The following is a 23,244-nucleotide window of genomic DNA, read 5'->3' on the forward strand; positions in this document are numbered from 1 at the left end:
GCTAGGCGGGACGCGCTCAGGCTGCGGCGGGAAAGCGTAGCGTGAACTCGATCCAGCCGTCAGCCGAGCACTCCGCCGACGCGCTTCCGCCGTGCATCCGCATGATCGCCTGCACGATGGCGAGGCCGAGTCCGCTCGATTCGGTCCATTCGCTGCGCGCTGCGTCGCCACGATAGAAGCGGTCGAAAAGCCGCGCGAGTACTTCGCGCGGAATCGGCGCGCCGCGATTTCCGACGACGATGCACGCGCCCTCGGCATCCGCGTGGCCGGACAGACGCACGACGCTGTCCGGCGTCGCATACCGCACCGCGTTCACCACGACATTGCCGATAGCGCGGCGGCACATGATCGCGTTGGCGTGCATGTCGCCGGTTGCGTCGATATCGAACGTGATGCGGCGCTCTTCCGCGATGCCTTCGAAATACGCGGCGATGCTCTGCAATTCGTCGCGTAGGTCGAGACGCTCGCGCTCGATGGCCTGCTCGCCGTGATCGGCCTGCGCGAGAAACAGGATGTTCTGCGCGATGCGCGCGAGCCGCTCCAGTTCTTCGAGATTCGATTCGAGCACGCTGCGATATTCCGGCGCGCTGCGCGCGTGCGCGAGCGTGACCTGTGTTTCGCCGATCAACACGCCGATGGGCGTGCGCAGTTCGTGCGCGAGGTCCGCCGAGAATTGCAGCAGGCGCTCGTAACCGGTTTCCAGACGGTCGAGCATGGCGTTGAACGACGCGGCGAGGCCCTGCAATTCAGTCGGCGCATGCGCCACGTCGAGACGCGCGGACAGGCGGTGGGGCGTGATCTCGGCGGCTTTGTCGGCCATGAGCTTGAGCGGTCGCAGGCCGCGGCTCGTGGCCCAGTACGCCAGCAACATCGCAATGAGCGCCGCGCCGATCATGTTGACCCACACGCGAACGAGGTACGTGGACAGCACGCGTGCTTCCTGCGTCATCACATGCGCCGCGACGATCTCGACCACTTCGCCGCTCTCGCCGATGCGCGCCTGCGCGCCGATCCAGCGCATGCGCACGCCGTCGGCACGGGCGCCTTCGTACAGATCGTCGAGCCCGATCGCGCGGTTGACCGGCACGATATGCAGCGGCGGCAACGGCATATGGTCGAGATTGACGTTGATGAACGCCGCCGATCCCGCGCGCCGGAAGATGATCACGTCCTGCCGGTCGCCGAGCATGGTTTCGAAGAGCCGGGGGCGCGCTTCGATCTCGTTGATCGTATAGAGATCGTGCAGCAGCGAGCGAAAGTGCTCCACGCGTCCGATCAACTGATAATCGGCGCGCGTCGACAGCGCCGAGTTCGTCGCCTGATACAGCGCCACGCCGACCATGCCGACCACGATCCACACGATGGCCGCGAACGACAGCGCGATGCGCAGCGCAAGCGAGCGCGAGCGCGGAATCAAGCGCTGGTTCAAGCGCTGGTTGAAGCGCAGGTTCAAGCATCCTCTCCGAACGAATAGCCGATGCTGCGCACCGTGTGAATGAGCTTCGGCTCGAACGCATTGTCGATTTTCGCGCGCAGGCGTTTGACGGCGACATCGACCACGTTGGTGTCGCTGTCGAAGTTCATGTCCCACACTTCGGATGCGATGAGCGTGCGCGACAACGCTTCGCCGGGATGCTTGCAGAACAGATGCAGCAGCGCGAATTCCTTGTTGGTCAACACGATGTCGATGCCCTTGCGCGTGACCTTGCGGCGCAAGACATCCACATGCAGATCGGCGATCTGGAACGTATCGGACTCGCGCATCACGCCGCGACGCAGCAGCGTACGAATGCGCAAGACCAGTTCGGTGAAGGAAAACGGCTTGACGAGATAATCGTCCGCGCCGAGTTCGAGCCCGTGAATGCGGTCCGTGACGTGATCGCGCGCCGTGAGAAAGATGACAGGCAAGTCACGCTTCGCGCGTAACGCGGCCATGACCTGCCATCCGTCGATGCCGGGCAGCATGACGTCCAGCACGATCAATTCGTACGGGTTGGCGAGCGCCTGATGCAGACCGTCCGTGCCGTTGCGCACGAGGTCCACCTGATAGCCGGACTCGATGAGCCCTTTTTTCAGGTAATCGCCGGTCTTGCGGTCGTCTTCGATCACGAGAATGGTCATGCGCGCGAGCTTCGTTATCAGGTTGACGTGATTCTATCGAGCGTCTGCCTTGTCGCGCCGCAAATGACAAAAACGTCATGGAGACGTCATCGATCGATCAGCGCGCGGCCGTTAGCATGCGTCCATGCTCGATCATCGACCCGTGAGGCAATACGTGCAAGAACGAACACTTCGGCCGGTTCAGCCGCTCTGGTTGCGCATCACGCATTGGGTGAATGCGCTCGCCATCGTTGTGATGGTGACGAGCGGCTGGCAAATCTATAACGCGTCGCCCATCTTCAAGGCGCTCACGTTTTCACCCGCCATCACGCTCGGCGGCTGGCTCGGCGGCGCGCTTCAGTGGCATTTCGCGGCGATGTGGCTGCTGGTCGCGAACTTCATCGTCTATCTCGCGATGAATGTGGCGACCGGCCGCCTGCGCCGTCGCATGTTTCCGTTGAGCATCAAGAGCGTGCTCAGCGATGCGTTCGCGGCGCTGCGCGGCAAGCTCGGCCACGACGATCTCACGCACTACAACGCGGTGCAGAAGTTCGCGTATCTCGCGGTGATCGTGGATATCGTCGTCATCATTCTGTCGGGGCTGGTCGTGTGGAAGTCCGTGCAGTTTCCGTGGCTGCGCACGCTGATGGGCGGCTATGACAACGCCCGCGTCGTGCATTTCTTCGGCATGAGCTTTCTCGTTGCGTTCGTCGTGCTGCACGTGGCGATGGTCGCGCTCGTGCCGCGTTCGCTCGTATTGATGATCAAAGGACGTTGACGCCATGCCGATCAACAAGGACACACTCGACGCCGAGTCCATCATCAAGGACGCAGCGAAGGAACTCAAAGCGCCCGCGCGGCGCCTGTTCGGCAAGCGCATTCTTTCGCTCGGCGGACTCGTCATGCTGTCGGGCTGCAATATCACCGACGACAAGTCAGTGAACGCGATGCTGCGCAAGATTTCGTCGCTGAACGACGATGCGCAGGCGCTGCTCTTCGATCCGAACAAGCTCGCGCCGACGTATCCCGAGTCGATGATCACGCGGCCGTTTCCGTTCAACGCGTTCTATGACATCGACCAAGTGCCTGAAGTGGATCCGTCCGCGTACAAGCTGGCAGTCGGCGGTCTTGTGAAAGGCAAGCGCGTGTGGACGCTCGACGAACTTCACGCAATGCCGCAGGAAAGCCAGATCACGCGGCATATCTGCATAGAAGGCTGGAGCGCGATCGGCAAATGGGGCGGCGTGCGCTTCGCGCATTTTCTGGCGCGCGCAGGCGCGGATACGAGCGCGAAGTATGTCGCGTTCCATTGCGCGGACAACTACTCGACGAGCATCGACATGCCGACCGCGCTGCACGCGCAGACGCTGCTCACGCTGACCTACGACGGCCAGATCTTGCCGCCGAAGTACGGATTCCCGATGAAGCTGCGCATGCCGACCAAGCTCGGCTACAAGAACCCGAAGCATATCGTCGCGATAACCGTGACCAACGAATACCCCGGCGGCTATTGGGAGAACCAGGGCTACAACTGGTTCGGCGGTTCCTGATCAGACGTTGATTCAACGCTTGTCTTTTGTTCAACCAGAAGGAGATTGCATGTCCATTCGCATGAAACTCGGCGTCAGCATCGCGGCGCTCGCATTCACGGCTGGTGCTTTTGCGCAGACGCCCGCTGCCAAGCCAACGCGTATTCGCGGCGATATCGTTGCGCTGTCGGGCGATACGCTCACGGTGCATCGTCGTAGCGGCGATACGGTCAAAATCACGGTCAAAGCCGACACGCCCGTGACGGCGCTCAGGAACATCAAGCTGCAGGACATCAAGCCGGGCGAATTCGTCGGCACGGCGGCGACGACGGGCACCGACGGCAAGCTGACGGCGACCGAAGTGCTGGTGTTCCCGGAAGCGGCGCGCGGCACGGGCGAGGGACATTACGCGTGGGACTTGGGCCCGCAGAGCTCGATGACGAATGCGAACGTCGATCAGGTCGTGCAGGGCACGAGCGGACGTGATCTGAAGCTGTCGTACAAGGGCGGTTCCAGTTCGATCACGGTGCCGGAGAACGTGCCGGTGGTGACGTTCGCGCCTGCCACGCATGATGATCTGAAGCCTGGGAAGAAGGTGTTCGTCGTGGCGAGCCCGGCGGGCGGGGAGTTCGCGGCGCAGCGGATCGTGGTGGAGAAGGAGGGGGTTGTGCCGCCGATGTGAGGGGGCGGTGGAACGCTAACGTCCGAAGGAGATGCGCCAAGTTGTTCTGTTGCGGGGTTTCAGGAAGAGCTGTCGGAAATCTCGCAACGGACGCATTGTTAGCCGACGTTCGCGCCGGAAGCGTCCAGTCGCAACGCATCGGACCCGCTGAGTTGCTGGAACAGCAGTCGGCGGACTATTCACCACATGCCATCCGCGAGGCCGTGATCAGTGAGCAAACGCGGCGCCGGTGTTACGCGTGGAGGTAAGGGCATACCATCGACAGTCTAGGCACTGCCCGGTCCGCGCGTGCCTAGCGTCATGGTCTTTGTGCCTGTTACCGTATGCACACACGCCAGAACTCATCGACGAGCGCCTTGTAGCGCAGGTGCTTCGCCCCGGCAAGCGCGCCGCTGAGGATAACAGCCGCCGTCAAAAGAGCCGTGTCGAGGGTTTTCCAGCCATCGCGAGCATCAAGAAGCAGGATGCCAGCGATGCCGAAGGTCACGGACACGATCTCGGCAACGGGGACGAGAGAATAGGCGTAACTGTCTTTCCATGGGGCGTTCACCCCTCTGAGCGCCCGAGCGGCCAGGCTCAGCGTCACCCCGATCTCAGCAGGCAGCGCCACCAACTGAGCGCCCTGACCGAAGTGCGCCATCTTTGCTGCCAGCGCATACATGAGCCACCGTGATGCGGGAGCCTGTGGACCAATAGCAGCGTCGAGCACATGAGTTGATACCTCCAGTCCGCTGTCCCTCACTGCGCCGAGAGTCGCATGCTGCGCGATGCCTCTCAGGCGGCTATGCCAGAAGTTGCGAATGCGCTTCGTTTCGACCTGCTCGGCCGCAAGCAATGCCGTCAGCGCGTCTCCGACTTCGGCGGCCTCGGCTTCGATCCCACGCAACAGCCACGATTGCGGCTTGAGCTTGTCGCGCAGATTCCACCAATTCTCGTGCGACGTCAGCAACAGCGCCACGGCGAATTCGGAAGACTCGCTCGACGGATCATCCGTATCGTGCAGATGCCAAGCCAGTACGAGTCGATATGACGGATCCCCGTCAGCGGCGAACCACTCGTCCGCAAATTTGGGCGCGGTGTGCGCTGGCATGATGACAACTCGCGGTGAGCCTGGCAGTTCCAGCATCTTCCACACAGCAAGAACGACATCAGAGGATTCATCCCGGTCGCCCTGCATGATGAGCTGGAACGAATCGCTCTTCATCGCTTTCGCCAGCTTCGATATGAGCGGCCGCAGCAGTTGTTTCAGCACGGCGTGCAATCGAGATTCGGCCCCTGTGTCGTCCACCTCGATTGTCATTACCTTGCCCGGATTATGCGGTGGCGTGCCGTCCAAGCCCAACATGCGCTCGCCTAAGTCGGGTTCCGGAGCGAGTATCACACTGTCGAGCACGGCCATACCGGACCGTCCGTTCCGTTGCCATGAGCGGCGCAATTGCCAAGCCTCATGATTGATGACAGCCGTGTCGAAGGCGTGCGCGCCATGACATATATGGTAGATTGAACTTGACAGCGACCCCCAAAAGAGCGGCCCGATCAGTAGAATCCCCCTCAAAAAGTCGAACGACGCGACTGGTTTGCCTGTGGGCCACGACACGACGGTAATTGCCAGCGCAACGCACTCTACGACGACGAATAGCACCAGGTATATCCAGATGGGCGGCGGATCGCCGATCTCTTCCTCTTCAGGTATGACCTGATTCCAACGAAAAGCCATTGCTCCTCCGCTTTAGCCTTCGTATGTCCAGTCGTGCTGAGAAGCGATCAGCGTCGGCGGGGGAGTGCAGCGACAACGACAGAAGTCGCCTTCCAGCGCGGGCAATTTGTCCTCCATCGCATCATCGCTTGAACGCGCACCTTTGGCTGCGATAACCCCGATGGAACCGCATGCCGGGCACTGCACGCGTGCCCCGAGGTAGCTCATACCGCGCTCATCCGGGCCAACGCCGTCGATCCCGTCAAGGACAGTCCCGTTCGCCGTGGTTCGGTCCAGGCGGAGAATACAGGCGCGCTCTGTCATCTCAGACTCCCAACCATTCCCACTCGGCACCGTCGTTGCGCGCAGGCATACGCTGTCCCTGGCGCATCGTGACAATGCCCGCGAGATCGTAGCGGTACGCGTTAGAAGAACTGCCTGCGCGAACGCGCGCAAGCCAGCGGCCACTACGCGGACAGACCTCGCTTGATTTGCAGAACTGCTTTGTGTCTTCTATCGTTTCGGACGACCATTGTTTGACAGGTGTCGGCGCACTGCCTTCCCACAGCCATTGGACCGGCCCGTTAAGTTCGGCGCCGCTCGCAGATGCCATCAGCATCTTCACGTTTTCCGTTGTGGCGATGTCGCCCGCCTTGAACGGTACGAGTTGCAGGCTGCGATAGGCGCCGTTGTCGGCCAGTCGGACGGCACGGTAGAGGCCGTGCTCCGCAAATGTCTGACCGGGCTTCACGGGCTGGTGCGACATTGCGGCGCGATGTGTTGCCTCCCATTGCTCGCGCTCCCTTGCCGTCGAGGGGTAGTCCTCGTCGACTGTAACAGGCCGTCTTATCGGCTTGAAATCGACCTGTGAGGAAAGGCCCCATCCGTACCCGTCGTACTCGATTCTCATAAACGCAATGCCAGAGAATTCGTAATCGCCTTTGACTGCACTGTAGTCCGGAGTCGATTCGAATTTCAGAATCTTAATATCACCTGGGTTCAACGTAACGATGCCCTGCGGAAAATCCTCACGGTTGATCAGTCTCCTCCCGCTCAAGCCGAACGCCCACGACTTCTGGACCTTGTCACTGGCGCCGTTCACGCCATTTCTGCTAACCGCTCCTACCCCTAGCCGCCCCCCAGTGATAGTTCCTTCCCATTGATCAGGCGTACTGAACCGTATCCATCGTGTACCGGAATTGATAAATCGAACGGATACGAGATAGCGTCCGTCCTTACGTTCAACACTCAAGGCAGAAAAGTCCAACTTTATCAGCTTGCGGCCATCCGTCCTCGCCTGCTCCGATAGCCTCAGAGGAACATCGAATACCTGATGCCTAAAACGCTCAGGAATGAGCCGCAGAGAGCCCGACCTCCGCACGGCTTTGCCATCATTCAGGCACACAACGCTGAACGTCGCGGCAGGATCGTAGGTTTCCGGACCACCCGTCTGAACATCCGGATCACACAGCGCTTGTGCGACATTTTTCAAGGCTTGGACATCGCTTCTTTGTAGACTCAGGGCGAAAACGCCGACACCTGTCTGTGTCTCATCGTTGATGGTGTCACCGTTGGCAAAATATAAAGTCTCCTCACCATCGAAATTTATCTCACGGGAGCCGTATTCCAGTCCGCCGGACCAGGAAAGCGAGAACGCGCCGCGGTTCATGCCACCACTTCTGACGCCATCTGCCATTGCGATGTCAGCCCACGTCCACATAAAGATAAAAAGCAGAACGTGTAGAATTTGTCGAATAGCAATCTTTGACCTCAATGCCGTCGACGGATGAAGTCTTCTCTGAATGACGTCGTGCCCTGAACGCGCGTAGTTCGCGACTACCAGCCCGATGCGACTGCGTGCGGGGCGCTGAACGGCCATACCGCGTTCATTCAGGCCAACGCCTTCGAACCCTTCCAGGGCAGTCGCGTTCGCCAGGGTTTGATACAGGCGGAGATTACAGGCGCGCTCGGCCATGTCAGACTCCCAGCCATTCCCACTCGGCACCGTCGTTGCGCGCAGGCATACGCTGCCCTTGGCGCATCGTGACAATGCCCGCGAGATCGTAGCGAAGCGCTTTAGAAGAACTGCCCGAGCGAATGCGCGGAAGCCAGCGGCCACTGCGCGGACAGACCTCACCGGCTTTGCAGAACTGCTTTGTGCCTTCTATCGTCTCGGACGACCATTGTTTGACGGGTGTCGGCGCACTGCCTTCCCACAGCCATTGGACTGGCCCGTTGAGTTCGGCGCCGCTCGCGGATGCCATCAGCATCTTCACGTTTTCCGTTGTGGCGATGTCTCCCGCCTTGAATGGTACGAGTTGCAGGCTGCGATAGGCCCCATTGTCGGCCAGTCGCACGGCACGGTAGAGGCCGTCCTCCCCGAATGTCTGACCGGGCTTCACCGGCCACCACGACAGTTCGGCACGATGGATTCTCTCCCAGTTTTCGCGCTCTTCGGGAGTCGAGGGATAGTTGCGATCGAATGTTATGCGAGTGGGATCCTTATAGTCCGAATGGAAATCAACGTAAAGCAGACTGGACTCGATGCCAACCACCTTTATGCTCATGAAAGCACTTGCATGTAGATCATAGGTGCCGGCGGCAAAGCTGCCGATGTTGGTCGTCTTGACTCTCAACACTGCGGCACTATGGGGCGCGAGACTGATTTCTCCATCAGGGAAATCTGCTGGATCAACCAAAGGCTGACCGACCAGATCAAGTCCGAATTTCCCGCCCATGCCGCTCTTTGCATCACTTACACCCAAGGTATCCTTGCCAATTCTGGAATCCCACTTGTCGGGCGTCTTGAATGTGATGGGGTAGTCGCCGCCATTCGTGAATCTGACGGACACCAAAAAAGCGTCGTTCGCACGCTCAATGGATAACAATGAGACGTCAAGTTTCACGAGCTGTCGCCCGTTCTTGAATCCTGCGTTGGTAAGTCGTCCCACCAGTTCGGAAATTTCGATCGCCATTTCGCGACTGAAGTCACTTGCAAAACTGCTTTTCAGCGCACCGTTACACTTGGCGATATATAAATCGGTCGTCGGAATTCCGGGTGAAGATGCCTTAGGGCTACAGAGCAGTTCCGCAAATTTTCGCGCCGCGTTGAGATCTTCGGATTGGAGCTTCAGTTCATAGATTCCTACACCCGTAATGTTACGATCCATTAGCGAGTCGCCAATCTGGACTCGCAGCACATCGCCAGAAACAGATACTTCATTGTTTCCAAATCGATTGATGCTGCCATCGGCAGCGCCATTCGTCGTATAGCTGAACTGCATAAATTGGTTCTCCGCTTTTACCGTCGCAGCGTATGCATGGCCTAGAAAGAGTAACAACACGATGACGAGATGCGCAATATGCGTAGTCCACCGTTTATGATTCATAGCCCACCCTCCACAATCTGTTCGTCGCACGCGAGAATTGTTGACGCACATACTCCAAGTAATAAGGCGAGATTTTCGCAGTGCCGTGGTCGGTAGCCAGATTTGCACCGTCACCCATCAAATTCGCAGTAGAATGAGCTTGCCAGAACAGTGTCCCTGCCTTTGCATCCACAAGAGAGAAATCGATTTCTTGGTCCTTTATATATGACTCGTGGATTGAACCGCCCTGATCATAGTACTCGTCAGGAAAATTGAAGTAATGTCCGCATTCATGCGCCTCAACGTGAGATTGGGGGAAGTCGCGGAATATTCCATTCTCAAGGTATTTTCGCTTCTCTCCCCACGCTCCGGTATCAGGACGAATAACGGCAGGAAACAGGAGGGAAACATGCGGCCTGAAGCCGTCAATCGGAGCGCCCTTTATTGACACACGAAAATCGACTTTGAAGGCTACTTTTACCCTGCAGCCGCACGCCGCGCCTTTGGAGCAGCCATCTAAGATCAATCTGTAATCGCCCTGGTTTAAGACGGCTTCGACACGCGTTCGCAACCGATCAACGTCATAGTCTTTCCCGACCGCATCGCGATAATCCATCTTCAAACCATTGCTCACCGATCCGGGTACCATGAATTTATGAGAAAATGAGTCGTATGGAACGGAGGTGTCCTCGTTAGCCACAGACATATCACGCACCCCATTTGCATCGATACGGAACAAGTCCATTGGAATCAGCGTTGCCCTCAGGGTGCAGGTAATCGTTTTTTTCTCATCGCTAAAAGCGAATTCAAAACGAGAGTCCCTTGAGCCGCCCCCTTGGTACTGCATATTGGTGTTCGGGTTTATCCACTTCGTTCTATCCTCCCGCACCGCCCAGTAATATGTCGTCTCGAGCCAGCAATGCACATCGGCTTTGATATCTGCGGCACTCCAGTCACAAGGAACAGCAGAAGTCATTTTTATGGGATCGGGTGTTACATAAGCCTGTTTCTGGTCGTCAGGCGTATTCAGTTTGACTCCAGTCGTGGGAATGTTGGCATCAACGACCGGGTACTTACCATCAAATGGCGAATAGTCACTCATCGCCCCTACGCGTTCGGGCGAGGATGTCGGACTAGAGGTGGGGGCAGCATCGGGGTTGACTGACGGCGCAGGAGCAACCGCTCCCGTGTTACCAAGCGATCCCCATTGCTCCGCGTCCGGCTTAACCGAAGCCGCACCCTCTGGCGCCACGAAGTCCGGATTAGTACGCCACACTTCGCACGCAGTCGTGTAGGGAACAAACGTCGGCGCGAACGCAGCGCCGCCCAAGTCCATCTGCGCCGGTCCGACCTTCTTTAAGCCACTCGTCTTGAATACAGCCCCGCCTCGTGAACCAAATTCAATACCGCCAGGCGTCATGCGCAGATACGAGCCGCCGACATTCAGCACGATCTCCTTTGACGACTTCACGTGCAGCGCGCCGTCCACCGTTTCCACGGTCATGTCGCCTTGCGAGGCGAGCTGCATGCGGCCACGCTGCGCCTGTGCCACGAAATCCCCCGCCGATGTGATGAGGCTCATGCCCTTCTGCGAAAAGAACGACATCACATCGCGCGCAGCCGCCGTGAGACGTTTGAGCGAAGTAAGGTGAACCCCTTTCTTTGCTGTACCGATAATTGAGCCGTCTGCGGCCACATGAACGCCGTCCCCTGACGCGATGCCGACCGGTCCCGGACCAGTCAAGAGCACGCCGGGCTTCTTCAGTTCATGTAAGGCGTCATGAATCGCCTTCTGTGCTTCGGTGTCCGTAGGCGATGCCTTCGACGCCCCGGCAGATCCGGCGATTGACTCGGCCAGATTCTGATGGTCCTTGAGTTGCGCATCCGTCTCGTCCATGGCGAGCACTTTGCCGCTGCCACCACCCTGGTTGTACGCCGTGACCATCACGCCCGCACCGCCACGATTGACAAGATGCGCTCCCGTGCGAAGCTCCGCGCCGGTCCCGCGTTCCTTCAGTTCGCCATCCGGAATAAAACCGAGGTTGAGCTGCGAGCGGTCCGAGTGCTCCGTACTGAGTTCGACGCCTTCCTGACCTTCCCAATCCTCCATCCACATCTTGTTGCCGGACTGAGTGCGGATCTCGTTACGCGACATGCGGCGCCGCGAACTGTTGATGAGATCGGGCCGCGTGCTGTTCGGCAGAAACGCGAGAATGAATGGCTTGTTGGGATTCGCCTCGCGAAAGGCGATCTCCGCTTCGTCGCCGTCTAGCGCAGGCATGTGCATTCCGGTATTATTTTTACCCGAGAAGGCCTTCGCCACTCGCAGCGGAATACTTTCACCGCCTTTCGGCCAGTTCCCAAAATCACAATGTAAACGAACGACGTACTCACCCTTTTCGGTGAGATACGCGTAGCGATAGCTATTCGGAGAACAGACCGTTGCTCCCAGTGTGCCGTGAATTTTGGGCCACCGGCTTTCGTCAATCCGCTTGCCCCAGACACGGTCCGCAGGAATTGCACGGATCGAATTCGAATAGCTCTCGTTGCGCCCACCGCGATGGATCACCCTTGTGATGACCATACCGTGCGGCGCATCTTCTTGTGAGCGATCCGTTTTTAGCGTGCGCCCGGGATGGGCTCCAAGAATCGTGCTCTCGATGCGGTACTCGACCTGACGCGCAAGCGCTGCCTAGTGACGCAGCAACGCCTCGCGCTCTGCGCCGCTCTGATCAAGATGATGCGTGCCCCAAACCACGGGTCTGCCCAGCATGGTGCCGTCATCGTCGGTGTAGTCGACGCTCTTCTCCGCTCTTATGCGCTCCCACGCTGCGTTGGGGTTGAAGTCGCCCACCGTATAGCTTCGCGGTACAGAACGCGTGCGGACCTTGAACGAGTGAATCTCTTCTTCGAACGTCAGCAGGCTCGACGTTGGACGGTCCCGAACCTCGATTGGCGGATAGGTGTAACCATCGATATCGTCTGCTATGACCAGGTCGTCGCCATCCTTGCCGGGCCGCGTGTACCAGTACAGGCCGTCCTGCTCCATTTGCAACTGACAGAACGCCAGATCGGAGAGGTTGTACTGAAAGCGGAATGCGTGGCGCGCATGTGTGCGGCGCAGGTTCGTCTGGACCTGCATAAAGAACTTCAAATCATGACGCCCCAGAACCTCCTCGATGATCTCCGGTGACGACTTGCCTTGATAGGTCGCGCAGTTCAATGCGCCGTCGAGAAGGGCGATATGCTGAGGTACGACCACCTTGTAGGTGAACTGGTCGCGCGATTCGGACACGGCGTCGAAAGCGGAAACGAAGCCACTAAAATCCCGCACAGCTCGTCCATCTTCGGGCTGGATGGTGAAGCGCGCCATCTGTCCGAGAATTTGCTTGCGAGATACGGCATTGGACGCGGTGACGAGTAGTTTGATGCGATACGGCTTATTGAACTCCTCCCGCGCCTCCCAGGAGACGACAGAAAGTTCTGGTGCGGTAAGCGTCTTGTCGTCATCGCGCCGCCGTGGCGACTGCTTCAGGATGATTTTCAGGTGGGCCGACTGCCGGCCGGTCAATAACTGATTGCGAACACCATCGAATTCAGCCATGTGCTTCCTTGTATTTGACGTCAGTTCCGACTACGAACGTTATCGGACAGAAATCTAACGGCATTTGAGGTCGATTTATAGTGCATCGGTGATCTCTGACGAAATTTGATATTTGTACAGGCAGCAGCGCGCGGCATTTAAGTTGGGACAACTATTAATTGCTTCGAGGCAAGCAAAATCGAGTGCAATGTCACGCAAGATGATGTCCCTACAGACTCCCACGACGGCGGCAATCGTCCTGAGAACGCGAACTGCACTACGCCGTGATCTCGATGAACGAAAAAAAACCCGGCCAAGGCCGGGTTCAATGTTCCCGCGCCCTTTCGGGCGCGGTCACCTGCAAAACACTTGCGCTTAAGCCGCGAGCAGCGAGCGCAGCACGAACGGCAGAATTCCGCCGTGCTTGTAGTAGTCCACTTCGATCGGCGTATCGATACGCAGCAGCACCGCCACGCGATCTTCCTTGCCGTCCTTGCGGTGAATCACCAGCGTCACTTCCTGCTGCGGCTTGAAGTCGTCGCCGAGACCTTCGATATCGTACGTCTCTTCGCCCGTGATGTTGAGCGACTGCACGCTGTCCGAGCCCTTGAACTGCAGCGGCAACACGCCCATGCCGACCAGATTCGAGCGATGGATCCGCTCGAAGCTGCGCGCCACCACGGCCTTCACGCCGAGCAGTTGCGTGCCCTTCGCCGCCCAGTCGCGCGACGAACCCGTGCCGTACTCCTCGCCCGCGAACACGATGGTCGGCGTGCCTTCGTCGATGTACTTCATCGCGGCGTCGTAGATCGAGAGCTGTTCGCCGCTCGGCTGGTGAATCGTCAGGCCGCCTTCCACGCGCGTGCCGTCTGCCTTCGGCGGGATCATCAGGTTCTTGATCCGCACGTTCGCGAACGTGCCGCGCATCATCACGTCGTGGTTGCCGCGGCGCGAGCCGTAGCTGTTGAAGTCGGCCTTCTGCACGCCGTTCGCCTTCAGCCACACGCCCGCCGGCGACGTTTCCTTGATCGAACCCGCCGGGCTGATGTGGTCGGTCGTCACCGAGTCACCGAAGATGCCGAGCGCGCGTGCCTTCGTCACCGCCGGAATCGAATCGGCCGGCTTCATCGAGAAGTCATTGCCGAAGAAGGGCGGCTCCGCGATGTACGTCGACTTCGGCCAGTCATAGACCTGACCGGTTTCGCCCGCAATCTTGCTCCACAGATCCCCTTCCTTCGTGAGCTGCGAGTAGTTCTGGCGGAACGCATCCGCGTCGAGGGCGAACTTGAGCAGCGCGTGCACTTCTTCGCTCGTCGGCCAGATATCGCCCAGGAACACGTCGCGGCCATCCTTGCCTTGGCCGACCGGCTCGGTCATCAGGTCGCGCGTGATGTTGCCGGCGATCGCGTAGGCGACGACCAGCGGCGGCGATGCCAGGAAGTTCGCGCGGATGTTCGGGTGAATGCGCGCCTCGAAGTTGCGGTTGCCCGACAGCACGGCCGCCGCGACGATATCGTTCTTCACGATGGCGTCGTTCAGTTCCGGCGTCAGGTCGCCCGCATTTCCGATACACGTCGTGCAGCCGTAAGCGGCCAGCGTGAAGCCGAGCTGGTCGAGATACGGCAGCAGGTTCGTCTTCGTCAGATAGTCGGTGACGATGCGCGATCCCGGCGCGAGCGACGTCTTGATGTGCGGCGCGACCGTCAGGCCGGCTTCGACCGCCTTCTTCGCGAGCAGGCCGGCGGCGAGCAGCACGCTCGGGTTCGACGTGTTCGTGCACGAGGTGATGGCCGCGATCAGCACGTCGCCGTTCTTCACTTCGATGCCGTCTGCCGTCTTGTACGTGGCTTGCAGGTCTTCCGGCTTCTTTGCGAAGCCGTTTTCGCCGACCGGCTTCGAGAACAGGTCGGTGAACGTGCTCTTCACATTGCCGATCTCGATGCGGTCTTGCGGACGCTTCGGGCCTGCGAGCGACGGCGCGACGGTCGACAGATCGAGCGTCAGCGTCTTCGTGTATTCGATGTCGCCGGCCTTCGGCACGCCCCAGAGGTTCTGCGCCTTGAAGTAGTTTTCGAACGCCGAGATTTCTTCGTCGGTGCGGCCCGTGCCGCGGAAGTAGTCGATGGTCTTTTCATCGACCGGGAAGAAGCCCATGGTCGCGCCGTATTCCGGGGCCATATTGCCGATGGTCGCGCGGTCCGGCACCGCGATCGACGCCGTGCCTTCGCCGAAGAACTCGACGAACTTGCCGACGACCTTCTCCATGCGCAGCATCTCGGTGATGGTCAGCACGAGGTCGGTGGCCGTGCAGCCTTCGCGCAGCTTGCCCTTCAGCTCGACGCCGACCACGTCCGGCGTCAGGAAGTAGACCGGCTGGCCGAGCATGCCCGCTTCCGCTTCGATGCCGCCCACGCCCCAGCCCACCACGCCGATGCCGTTGATCATCGTCGTGTGGCTGTCGGTGCCGACGAGCGTGTCCGGGTAATAGACGCCGTCCTTCTTGTGGACGCCGCGCGCCAGGTATTCGAGGTTCACCTGGTGCACGATACCGACGCCCGGCGGCACGACCTTGAACGTGTCGAACGCCTGCATCCCCCACTTCATGAACTGGTAGCGCTCGTTGTTGCGCTGGAATTCCAGCTTCATGTTCAGGTCTAGCGCGTTCGGCTCGCGGAAGTGGTCGATCTGCACCGAGTGATCGACAACGAGATCCACCGGAACCAGCGGCTCGATGGCCTTCGGGTCCTTGCCCGTGCGCTTCGCCACGCCGCGCATCGCGGCGATGTCGGCGAGCAGCGGCACGCCGGTGAAGTCCTGCAGCACCACGCGCGCGACGACGAACGGAATTTCATCGACGCGGGCGGCGTTCGGCTTCCAGTTCGCGAGCTGCTTGATGTGCTCCTCGCTGATCTTCTTTTCGTCGTAGTTGCGCAGCACGGATTCGAGCACGAGACGAATCGAAACCGGCAGGCGCTGAATGTCGACGTTCAGTGCTTTTCCGAGTTGCGGCAGCGAGTAGTACTTGCCTTTGCCGGAGCCGCTGTCGAATTCCTTGAGCGTGTTGTGGAGATTGTGGGCCATGGTTATTTTCCTAGGGCTAAACGAGGAAATAGCTTCGATGCAACGTTTCTGTATGACCGAGTCGATCGACTAAATCACGTACAGATCGACGTATTCATTGACCGGCATTGCTTCCAGCTTTGCCTGGTCCAGCGATACCGCGAGGATCGCCTGTTGTTGCCTGGTGGGAAAGCGCCGCGCGAGGTTCGTCTTGAACTTCTCGACGAGCAGCGGAATACCGTCCGCGCGGCGGCGCTTGTGTCCGATCGGATAGTCGACCGCGATTTCATCGAGCTTCGTGCCGTCGTTGAACTCGACAGTCAGCGCATTCGCGATCGAACGCTTGTCCGGGTCGAAATAATCCTTCGTGAATTGCGGGTCTTCCACGCATTCCATCTTCGCGCGCAAGGTGTCGATGCGCGGGTCTTTCGCCACGACATCTTCGTAATCCGCAGCCGTCAGCCGGCCGAAAATCAGCGGCACGGCGATCATGTACTGAATGCAGTGATCGCGGTCTGCCGGATTATCGAGCGGGCCTTTCTTGTCGATGATGCGAATCGCCGCTTCGTGCGTGCGAATGGTGATCTTCGCGATGTCTTCGACGCCCTTACCGACTTCCTTCAGCTTGTCGTGCAGCGTCATGGCCGCTTCGACCGCCGTTTGCGAATGGTATTCGGCAGGAAAAGAAATCTTGAAGAGCACGTTCTCCATCACGTACGAGCCATACGGACGCTGGAACTTGAACTCGTTGCCCTTGAAAAGGACGTCGTAGAAGCCCCACGTCTTGGCGGTCAGCACGGACGGATAGCCCATTTCGCCGGTCTTCGCGATCAACGCGAGGCGCACGGCGCGCGAAGTCGCGTCGCCCGCCGCCCAAGATTTGCGTGAGCCGGTATTCGGCGCATGACGGTAGGTGCGCAGCGAGTGGCCGTCCACGAAGGCGAGCGATACCGCGTTGATCAGTTCTTCGCGCGACAGGCCGATCATCTGCCCGACCACCGCTGTCGATGCGACCTTGACGAGCAGCACGTGATCGAGCCCGACCTTGTTGAACGAGTTCTCGAGCGCGATGCAGCCTTGAATTTCGTGCGCCTTGACCATCGCGATCAGGACGTCTTTCATCGTGAGCGGCTGCTTGCCGGTCGCGACGGCGTTGCGCGAGAGCCAGTCCGCGGTGGCGAGAATGCCGCCGAGGTTGTCCGACGGATGGCCCCATTCGGCGGCGAGCCACGTGTCGTTGAAGTCGAGCCAGCGGATCATCGCGCCGATGTTGAACGCGGCCTGAACCGGATCGAGCTGGAATTGGGTGCCCGGCACCTTCGCGCCGTTGGGGACGATCGTGCCGGGCACGATCGGTCCCATCAGCTTGGTGCAGGCGGGGTACGAGAGGGCTTCGAGTCCGCAACCGAGTGTGTCGATCAGGCAATTGCGCGCGGTTTCCAGCGCAAGGGCGCTGTCGACGTCGTAATCGAGAACGTAGTCGACTATGTCGACGAGTACCTTGTCCGGTTCGGGCCGGACATTGGAGATCGGTGCGGACATCGAGGATTCCTGTATTGAATACTGATGTGGCTTATTCCGCCGGCTTGAGCATCAGCGGGTTCTGCTTCAACGCTTCCGCCTGCGTGGGCGCCGTGGCGCCGGCTGCCATCTCGGCCGTCACGCATTCGTCGGCGAGACGCGACGAGTCCTTGTCCGAGAACAGCATCGCCTTCGTCGGGATGACGACGAGGTCCATGCCGGTTGCGGCGTCGTGGAAGCGGTCTGCGCCGGTCGTGGTGTCCTGACGCGGCAGCTTGTAGTCCTTCTTGGCCCAGTTCACCGTGACGATCGCGTCACGCTTCATGTCGCCTTTCAGGTAGAAAGCCATGCCGTCCTTGCAGGACCACTTGACTGCGCCGTCGGGGATCGGGTCCGTCTTCGCTGCCGCGGCCGCTTCGGCCTTGGGCTTGCGCTTGATCAGGCGGCGTGCCGGAGCGGGGCGTTTGGCCTTGGCCGCGCTCGATTCGGTTGTCGCGGCGAAGGCGTCGGCACTCACGAACACGCTCGACGTGGCGAGCGTGCCGACGATTGCAGCGATCAGAAGTTTATTCATCGGTGAAACCTTTCAGAAACATTTGGGTTGAGTGGCGGTTGCTGCGCGGATGGGAGTCGCCAAAACGCGAATTCCGATCGCGCAGCCCGCTATTTTCGCTTATTTATCGGCACGAACTTCAAATTCTCCGGTCCCGTGTAATTCGCGCTCGGCCGGATGATCTTGTTGTCGATGCGCTGCTCAATGATGTGCGCGCTCCAGCCCGACGTACGCGAGATGACGAAGAGCGGCGTGAACATCGCGGTCGGCACGCCCATCATGTGATACGACACCGCGCTGAACCAGTCGAGATTCGGGAACATCTTCTTCGCGTCCCACATGACGGTTTCGAGGCGTTCCGCGATATCGAAGAGCTTCGTGTTGCCCGCTTCTTTCGACAGCGACTTCGCCACTTCCTTGATGACCTTGTTGCGCGGATCGGAGATCGTATACACCGGATGCCCGAAGCCGATCACGACTTCCTTGTTCTCGACGCGACGCTTGATGTCGGCTTCCGCCTCGTCGGGCGTCTCGTAGCGCGATTGAATTTCGAATGCGACTTCGTTCGCGCCGCCGTGCTTCGGACCGCGCAGCGCGCCGATTGCGCCGGTGATCGCCGAGTACATGTCCGAGCCCGTGCCTGCAATTACGCGGCTCGTGAACGTCGACGCATTGAACTCGTGCTCGGCATACAGATTGAGCGAGACATGCATGGCCTGCACCCACGACTGCGACGGCTCCACGCCATGCAGCAGATGCAGAAAGTGCCCGCCGATAGAGTCGTCATCGGTTTCCACTTCGATGCGCTTGCCGTTGTGCGAATAGTGATACCAGTAGAGCAACATCGAGCCGAGCGAGGCCATCAGCTTGTCGGCGATATCTCTCGCGCCCGCGATGTTGTGATCCTCCTTCTCCGGCAGAATCGTGCCGAGCACGGAGACGCCGGTGCGCATCACGTCCATCGGGTGCGCGGAGGCGGGAATCCATTCGAGCGCAGCCTTCAGGTTCGCAGGCAAGCCGCGCAGCGCCTTCAGCTTCGTCTTGTACGCCTTCAGTTCCGCGACGTTCGGCAGCTTGCCATGCACGAGCAGATACGCGATCTCTTCGAACTCCGACGTGGTCGCCACATCCAGAATGTCGTAGCCGCGATAATGCAGATCGTTGCCGGTCTTGCCGACGGTGCAAAGCGCGGTATTGCCCGCTGTCACGCCCGACAGCGCGACGGATTTCTTCGGCTTGAAACCACCGGCTGCGGCTGCGTCGCTCGATACGGTGTCGCTCATTGCTTCAAGTCTCCTGTGAACGCCCGTCCCGCGGCGTCGTCTCTTTCGCTTGAAACGCGCGCCGGGCTTGCGCTCGCGCCGCGTGACCAAAGGCTCGTGTCAGCTTGCATCTAGTTCGCGCCGAAAAGCGCGGCGCACCCGTCGGGCAGCGCGTGTCCCGTCGACTTCGCCCGGCGCAGCACCGACCAGTAATAGCGATAACTCGCGCGGTCGTGCAGCGTGTCGCCGTGGCGCGTCGGTCCCCACTGCGCGCGCTGTGCCGCGAGCAGAATCTCGGCGGCCAGCGTGATCTCGTCGGCGCGCGGCGAGAAAGCCTCGGCAATCGGGCGAATCTGTTCCGGATGAATGCTCCACATGCGCGTGTAGCCGAACTCGTTGCGGGCGCGCGCGGCATCGTTCGCGACGACCGCCATATCGCGCACTTCCGTTGACACGTTATGCGACGGCACCTTGCCATGCGCGTGACATGCGGCCGCAATCTCCAGCTTCGCGCGTCGCACGAGCGGATGATCGAACTGACCGGGCGAGCGCATCGCGGAATCCGGAATTGCGCCGTTGTGCGCGGACACGAAGTCCATCAGTCCGAAGCTCAGTGACTCGACGCCGGGCAGCGCGGCCAGCCGGAAGACATCCGCGAGCGCGCCGTGCGTTTCGACCAGCACATGACAGGCAATGGGCTTCGCGATGCCCAACTCGCGCCGCGTGGCCTCGATGAACGCGACCATCTCGGCGGCATCCGAGACACTGCGGATCTTCGGCAGCATCACATAGGCCGGCGCCTGCTTCGCCTGACGCAGGATGATGCGCACGTCGTCGCGCCATGTGCGATGCTGGAAGTCGTGAATGCGCACGCCGACGCGCCCGAAGCGGTCGTCCTCTCCGCCGACGAACGACGCCACCATCTCCGCATGTTCGGCCTCGCGACCGACCTGCGCGCCGTCCTCGCAATCGAGCGTGATGTCGAACACCGGGCCGAGCTGCGCCTGCAACGCGAGCGACTTCCTGATCAGCTTCTCGCTGCCCGCGTAGTGATCGCAGGGCGGCAGAACTGCGGGTTGCGGCTCGCCGTCAAACAGCACGTCGGCGGGGGAGAGAGCGGGCATTGTCGGCGTCGGGTCCGAAGAAATGTGAATTCGATGCTGCTCGTGTTCTGATTCGGCCGCGCTCGCAGCGGTACGCGAGGTACGCAAGCGCGACCGGATCAGGCGCGAACCGTGAAGTCCGCGCTGAAGGGAAGCGCGTGCGCTTCCCCGTGCCGCCGTGCTTACTTGCCCAGCAGATGCGCGACGCCGTCGCGCTCTTCGAGCAGTTCGTTCAGCGTGTTGTCCATCTTCTCGCGCGAGAACGCGTCGATTTCCAGGCCTTCCACGCGCTTGTACTCGCCGTTTTCGCACGTGACGGGCACGCCGTAGATGATGTCTTCCGGAATGCCGTACGAGCCGTCCGACGGAATGCCCATGGTGACCCACTTGCCGTTGGTGCCGAGCACCCAGTCGCGCACATGGTCGATCGCCGCGTTAGCCGCCGATGCCGCCGACGACAGGCCGCGCGCTTCGATGATCGCCGCGCCGCGCTTGCCGACGGTCGGGATGAACGTGTTGCGGTTCCATTCGTCGTCGTTGATGAGCTTCGTCAGGTTCTCGCCTTCGGCCGTCGCGAAGCGGAAGTCCGGGTACATGGTCGGCGAGTGGTTGCCCCACACGGCGAGCTTTTCGATGGACGCCACCGGCTTGCCCGACTTGGCCGCCAGTTGCGACAGCGCGCGGTTGTGGTCCAGACGCAGCATGGCGGTGAAGTTCTTCTTCGGCAGGTCCGGCGCCGACTTCATCGCGATGTAGGCGTTCGTGTTCGCCGGGTTGCCGACGACCAGCACCTTCACGTCGCGGCTCGCGACTTCGTTCAGCGCCTTGCCCTGAACCGTGAAGATTTCGGCGTTCGCCGAGAGCAGGTCCTTGCGCTCCATGCCCTTCGAACGCGGACGTGCGCCGACGAGCAGCGCGATGTCGGCGTCCTTGAACGCGACCTTGGGATCGTCCGTGACGACGACGCCCGCGAGCAGCGGGAAGGCGCAGTCTTCCAGTTCCATCACGACGCCCTTGACGGCGGCTTGCGCTTGCGGCAGATCGAGCAGCTGAAGAATCACGGGCTGGTCTTTGCCGAGCAGATCGCCGTTGGCGATGCGAAACAGCAGCGAGTAGCCGATTTGACCTGCGGCGCCGGTGACGGCAACGCGCTTTGCGGACTTAGCCATTGAAACTCTCCTGGACGGTACGTGGAACGCTAGGGAAAAACGCCATTTTATGCGCGTTACGCAAAGCGTTGATGATGTCATGCCGGACATGCCGCCCGCGGATTGCTGAGAGCCTTCCGCCACGCGGGCCGCGCGCCGCATGGCTGCGTGGCGGCATGACCGTCATGCCATGAATCCTTCTATGAGCGGAAAGTGCGGGACTGCCCGAGGAGGCGCATTTTCGCTAGAGTCTGACGGCAAGCGCCCATTCGAGACGGCGCTGGACGTTGCGAGGCGGTAGACAGGCAGCGGCGCGCGAATCGTGTGGCCGATCGGCGTAAGGCGAAGCGAAAGGGCGTGCCTGGCGGTTGGTGGCGTGGACCCGGCGCGCGCCCGACACTGGCGATTCCGGCGAAAACCGCCGGAAAAACCGCGCCGAACTAACGTTTCCGGAACCGTGCGACGACCCGCAAACCCTTGCTCGACAAGGAGTGTAGGATTGCCCGCAGGCAAAGTCAACACTATCTTATGTCTTATATAAGACATAGAACCTCGCGCGAAAATGTGGACGCGCGACGGGCCTTTGTGTTGAAATGCGCGGCATGAATTCGAACGCGCCAAACTCGGCGGGCACGCCCCCACAGAACGGCAGCGCACAGGCGGGCGAGCCCGCGGGCGCGCCGTCGCCGACGTTTAGCCCGCTGTATCAGCAAATCAAGGCGCTCATCACGCAGGGCCTCGAATCCGGCGAATGGAAGCCGGGCGAGATCATCCCGAGCGAGGTCGAGCTCGCGGCCCGCTACAAGGTGAGCCAGGGCACCGTGCGCAAGGCGATCGACGAACTTGCCGCGGACAACCTGCTCGTGCGCCGCCAGGGCAAAGGCACGTTCGTTGCGACGCACAGCGAAGATCGCGTGCAATTCCGCTTCCTGCGCCTTCTGCCCGACGATGGCGACATTCATCCCCATGTCAGCCGCCTGCTCGAATGCCGACGCCTGCGCGCGCCCGCGGAAATCGCGCGCCAGCTCGATCTCAAGCCCGCCGATCCCGTCGTTCTTATCAAGCGTCTGTTGCAATTCGATGGCGTGACCACGGTCTTCGACGAAATCTGGTTGCCGGGCGCCGTGTTTCGCGGGCTGACGGCGGAGCGCCTCGCCGACTACAAAGGCCCGCTCTACGCGATGTTCGAAACGGAGTTCGGCACGCGCATGATTCGCGCGTCGGAGAAGATTCGGGCGGTCGCGGCGGAAGAGCCGGTCGCGCAATTGCTGGATGTGCAGCCGGGCTATCCGCTGTTGTCGGTCGAACGTATTTCGTACACCTACGGCGATCGTCCGGTGGAAGTGCGGCGCGGCTGGTACGTGACGAGCGGCTATTACTATCAGAACGACTTGAGTTGAGCGCGCGGGCTTGGGTCGAGTGGTCCGCCTGGATGGAAGCGGCCCGGCAAGGGCATTCGAGGGCGCTATTTTCGCGTGGGCGGCAACAGTCTCTTGGGCCGCTTTTCGCTGCGTTGCGGAATGAAAAGGCGCTAAAATCGCGGGTTAGTGTAATAACAAGTTGGGGTCTAGCATGGCTGAAGCCGTAAAAAAACCAAGGCCCGAGTACCGGAACATCGGGCTTGGACAGATCGCGAAGT

The 23,244-nt window shown here is 60.4% G+C and carries 17 protein-coding genes; 4 read left to right on the forward strand and 13 right to left on the reverse strand.

Features of this window, described 5'->3' with window-relative positions; genetic code table 11:
• Positions 1-16 precede the first annotated feature (16 nt).
• Both NCR34_RS14275 and NCR34_RS14280 read right to left on the reverse strand, forming a co-directional pair.
• A complete protein-coding gene (locus NCR34_RS14275; protein ID WP_502800077.1) occupies positions 17-1,453 on the reverse strand; it encodes a heavy metal sensor histidine kinase in 1,437 nt (478 codons plus the stop codon).
• On the reverse strand, positions 1,450-2,121 hold the full coding sequence (locus NCR34_RS14280) for a heavy metal response regulator transcription factor (protein WP_206469105.1): 672 nt from the start codon (positions 2,119-2,121) through the stop codon (positions 1,450-1,452). The genes NCR34_RS14275 and NCR34_RS14280 overlap by 4 nt, the downstream gene beginning before the upstream one ends.
• A 235-nt stretch (positions 2,122-2,356) precedes the next feature.
• On the opposite strand from NCR34_RS14280, the gene NCR34_RS14285 reads away from it, so the two are divergent.
• From NCR34_RS14285 to NCR34_RS14295, 3 genes are read left to right on the forward strand one after another with little or no spacing between them, the layout of a single operon-like run.
• Positions 2,357-2,878 (forward strand): cytochrome b/b6 domain-containing protein, encoded by a 522-nt coding sequence (locus tag NCR34_RS14285; protein WP_250500197.1) that lies wholly within the window; start codon positions 2,357-2,359, stop codon positions 2,876-2,878.
• A 4-nt stretch (positions 2,879-2,882) separates the two neighbouring features.
• On the forward strand, positions 2,883-3,650 hold the full coding sequence (locus tag NCR34_RS14290; protein ID WP_250500182.1) for a molybdopterin-dependent oxidoreductase: 768 nt from the start codon (positions 2,883-2,885) through the stop codon (positions 3,648-3,650).
• A 49-nt stretch (positions 3,651-3,699) separates the two neighbouring features.
• The gene (locus NCR34_RS14295; RefSeq protein WP_250500183.1) at positions 3,700-4,311 is read left to right on the forward strand and encodes a DUF5666 domain-containing protein; all 612 of its coding nucleotides are present in this window, start codon (positions 3,700-3,702) and stop codon (positions 4,309-4,311) included.
• A gap of 316 nt (positions 4,312-4,627) precedes the next feature.
• Here the strand turns inward: NCR34_RS14295 and NCR34_RS14300 are convergent, their stop codons facing one another.
• From NCR34_RS14300 to NCR34_RS14350, 11 genes are all read right to left on the reverse strand, one after another.
• Positions 4,628-6,028 (reverse strand): KPHS_23130 family T6SS system protein, encoded by a 1,401-nt coding sequence (locus NCR34_RS14300; protein ID WP_250500184.1) that lies wholly within the window; start codon positions 6,026-6,028, stop codon positions 4,628-4,630.
• Positions 6,029-6,332: 304 nt separating this feature from the next.
• Complete coding sequence (locus tag NCR34_RS14305) at positions 6,333-7,982, reverse strand: hypothetical protein (RefSeq protein ID WP_250500185.1); 1,650 nt, start codon at positions 7,980-7,982, stop codon at positions 6,333-6,335.
• Position 7,983: 1 nt separating this feature from the next.
• Positions 7,984-9,396 carry a hypothetical protein gene (locus tag NCR34_RS14310; protein WP_250500186.1) on the reverse strand — a complete coding sequence of 471 codons (1,413 nt, stop codon included), beginning with the start codon at positions 9,394-9,396 and terminating at the stop codon, positions 7,984-7,986.
• Positions 9,386-11,959: a type VI secretion system Vgr family protein gene (locus NCR34_RS14315; protein WP_250500187.1), complete on the reverse strand. Its 2,574-nt coding sequence runs from the start codon at positions 11,957-11,959 to the stop codon at positions 9,386-9,388. The genes NCR34_RS14310 and NCR34_RS14315 overlap by 11 nt, the downstream gene beginning before the upstream one ends.
• 108 nt (positions 11,960-12,067) lie before the next feature.
• Positions 12,068-12,979, reverse strand: coding sequence for a phage late control D family protein (locus NCR34_RS14320; protein ID WP_250500188.1), 912 nt, complete (start codon positions 12,977-12,979; stop codon positions 12,068-12,070).
• Positions 12,980-13,333: 354 nt separating this feature from the next.
• Positions 13,334-16,039 (reverse strand): aconitate hydratase AcnA, encoded by a 2,706-nt coding sequence (gene acnA / locus NCR34_RS14325; protein WP_250500189.1) that lies wholly within the window; start codon positions 16,037-16,039, stop codon positions 13,334-13,336.
• 69 nt (positions 16,040-16,108) lie between these two features.
• Positions 16,109-17,560 carry a bifunctional 2-methylcitrate dehydratase/aconitate hydratase gene (locus tag NCR34_RS14330; RefSeq protein ID WP_250500190.1) on the reverse strand — a complete coding sequence of 484 codons (1,452 nt, stop codon included), beginning with the start codon at positions 17,558-17,560 and terminating at the stop codon, positions 16,109-16,111.
• Positions 17,561-17,591: 31 nt separating this feature from the next.
• Positions 17,592-18,113 carry a hypothetical protein gene (locus tag NCR34_RS14335; protein ID WP_248322940.1) on the reverse strand — a complete coding sequence of 174 codons (522 nt, stop codon included), beginning with the start codon at positions 18,111-18,113 and terminating at the stop codon, positions 17,592-17,594.
• 89 nt (positions 18,114-18,202) lie between these two features.
• Complete coding sequence (gene prpC, locus NCR34_RS14340; protein WP_250500191.1) at positions 18,203-19,375, reverse strand: bifunctional 2-methylcitrate synthase/citrate synthase; 1,173 nt, start codon at positions 19,373-19,375, stop codon at positions 18,203-18,205.
• Positions 19,376-19,485: 110 nt separating this feature from the next.
• Positions 19,486-20,478 (reverse strand): HpcH/HpaI aldolase/citrate lyase family protein, encoded by a 993-nt coding sequence (locus NCR34_RS14345; RefSeq protein WP_250500192.1) that lies wholly within the window; start codon positions 20,476-20,478, stop codon positions 19,486-19,488.
• Positions 20,479-20,639: 161 nt separating this feature from the next.
• A complete protein-coding gene (locus NCR34_RS14350; RefSeq protein ID WP_175940903.1) occupies positions 20,640-21,626 on the reverse strand; it encodes a malate dehydrogenase in 987 nt (328 codons plus the stop codon).
• A gap of 572 nt (positions 21,627-22,198) precedes the next feature.
• Here NCR34_RS14350 and NCR34_RS14355 point away from each other — a divergent pair.
• Complete coding sequence (locus NCR34_RS14355) at positions 22,199-23,005, forward strand: GntR family transcriptional regulator (RefSeq protein ID WP_175940905.1); 807 nt, start codon at positions 22,199-22,201, stop codon at positions 23,003-23,005.
• The last annotated feature ends 239 nt before the right edge of the window (positions 23,006-23,244 follow it).

The sequence above is a fragment of the Caballeronia sp. GAWG1-5s-s genome (assembly GCF_023631445.1).
In the GTDB taxonomy this organism is placed as follows: Bacteria; Pseudomonadota; Gammaproteobacteria; order Burkholderiales; family Burkholderiaceae; genus Caballeronia.